The organism is Stenotrophomonas capsici, from assembly GCF_034961085.1.
In the GTDB taxonomy this organism is placed as follows: Bacteria; Pseudomonadota; Gammaproteobacteria; order Xanthomonadales; family Xanthomonadaceae; genus Stenotrophomonas; species Stenotrophomonas capsici.
This window is the reverse complement of the sequence record NZ_JAYFUH010000185.1, coordinates 1-2,100: the sequence shown is the minus strand read 5'-3', so window position 1 is coordinate 2,100 and position 2,100 is coordinate 1. Positions and strand designations below refer to the sequence as shown.

The window sequence follows — 2,100 nt, the reverse complement described above, 5'->3', positions numbered from 1 at the left end:
CATAGGTGCCCGGACGCAGGTTCTCGAAGGTGTACTTGCCGTTGGCGTCGGTGGTGGTGGTCAACGTGACCGGGTTGCCCAGGTCGTCGGTGCCGGTCAGCTCGACGGTGACGTTGGCAAAGCCGCCTTCCTCAGGCTGGCGGATACCGTCGTCGTTGCTGTCGTTGTAGACGTTGCCGGAAATGCTGGCCGCCGGCACTTCGCCGAAGTTGTTCTCGACCGACACCTGGCCCACGCCAACGGTGATCGTGCCGATGAACGACGGGTTCTGCGCGGTGGCGCTGCCTTCGGCCGAGCCGTTGCCCATCGGCGTGCCGCCGATGTTGCCCGGCTTGGTCTTGCCGTCATTGGTGCCGGCCGGCTGCTGCTTCTCCACCACCTTGTATTCGCCCGGGGGCAGGTTGAGGAAGCTGTAGCTGCCATCGGCACCGGTGGTGACGGTGATCGGGGTGATCGGGTTGCCGTTGATGTCGGTGCCGGTCAGTTCCATTTCGACGCCGGCGATGCCGTCCTCGCCCGGATCGACCACGCCGTCATTGTTGGCATCCATCCACACCTTGCCGGTGATGCCGCTGTTGGTCGGCACCTCGGCGAACAGGTTGTCGCTGGAGAAATCACCCGGGCGGGTCAGGTCGATGTTGGTGATCTTGCTCGACTCCGGTGCCGCACCATTGCTGGCGGTACCGCTGTTGCCCTTGGTGCTGTCCAGCTGGCCTGCAGTGGTCTTGCCCTGCGCGGTGCCGGCCGGCTGGGTCGGCTCGATCAGGGTGTAGGTGCCCGGACGCAAGCCTTCGAAGCTGAAGGTTCCGTCGGCGTTGGTCTGCAACGGCAGGTCAACCGGGTTGCCCAGGTCGTCGGTACCGGTCAGACGGATATCCACGCCACCGATGCCGGCGTCGCCCGCTTCCTTCACGCCATTGTTGTTGAGGTCGAAGAACACCACGCCCGAGGCGGACACCGGCAGGATCTCGCCGAAGTGGTTGTCCACCGACTTGCCGCCGGCATTCAACACCACGCCGGTGATGGCACTGGGGGTGGCGCGCACGGTCGTGGCCACACCGGCGACGCCGTCGATGACGGTACCGGCGGTAGTGATGCCATTGAGCGTGGTGACCGGGGTGCCGCCGGCCGGGGTGTAAACCGGCTGCGCCACCTGCTGGGTGACGATGTAGTCACCGGCCGGCAGGTCGATGAAGGCATAGCTGCCGTCGGCGGCGGTATTCAGCACCGACACGGTGTTGCCCAGCACATCGACCACCGGCTGGCCGTCACGACGGCTCAGGGTGACCTGCACGTTGCCCAGGCCGGGATCGCTGACGGTGTGACCGTCATTGGCCTGGTCCAGGTACACGCGACCGGACAGCGAGGCGGCCAGTTCGCCGAAGTTGTTGCCGGCCGAACCGGTCGGCGGCAGCTGCGGGATATGAATGACGTTGGAGGGGTTCTCCTTGCCATCCTTCAGGCCGGTCGGCTGGGTCTCGGTGATGGTGTACTCGTGGCCGGCGATCAGGCCCGGCACGCTGTAGTCGCCATTGGCGTCGGTGGTGCCGGTCCACACCACGGCGCCACTGGAATCGGTGACGGTGATGGTCACGCCCGGAATGCCCGGTTCGTTGCCGTTCTGGAGGCCGCTGTCGTCACGGTCCAGGTAGACCTTGCCGGACAGCACGGTGGTCAGGTTCTCACCGAAGTTGAACTCGGTGCCGTTGCCGGCGACCAGCTTGATGCCGCTGATGCGGTCCTCGCTGCCGGTGGTGCTTGCCGTGCAGGCGGCGGCGCACAGCACGCCACCGATCTTGCCCGGGTTGACCGCCAGCGGCTGGTTCACCAGGCCGGCCGGCGTGGCCGGCAGTGGCTCGCTCAACTCGTAGGTCTTGCCGGCGGTCAGGCCGGTGAACTGGTAGAAGCCCTGGGCATCGGTGGTCGCGGTCAGGTTACGGCCGGTCTCCACTTCCAGCAGGTTGACGGTGGCCTGGCCGATGCGGGCATCGGCGCTGCCCAGGACGTTGTTGTTGTCCTGGTCGATGTACACGTAGCCGGACAGGGTGCGCTCGGCCGGCTCCGGGAAGTCGAACTGCACGCCCGTACCGCCAGCGCCCA

Annotated in this window: 1 protein-coding gene; it reads right to left on the bottom strand. The window is 66.5% G+C overall.

What is annotated here, in order from left to right; translation table 11 throughout:
• Positions 1 to 2,100: MSCRAMM family protein (locus tag VA603_RS11115; protein ID WP_323438871.1), on the bottom strand; the 2,100-nt coding region annotated here is incomplete at both ends.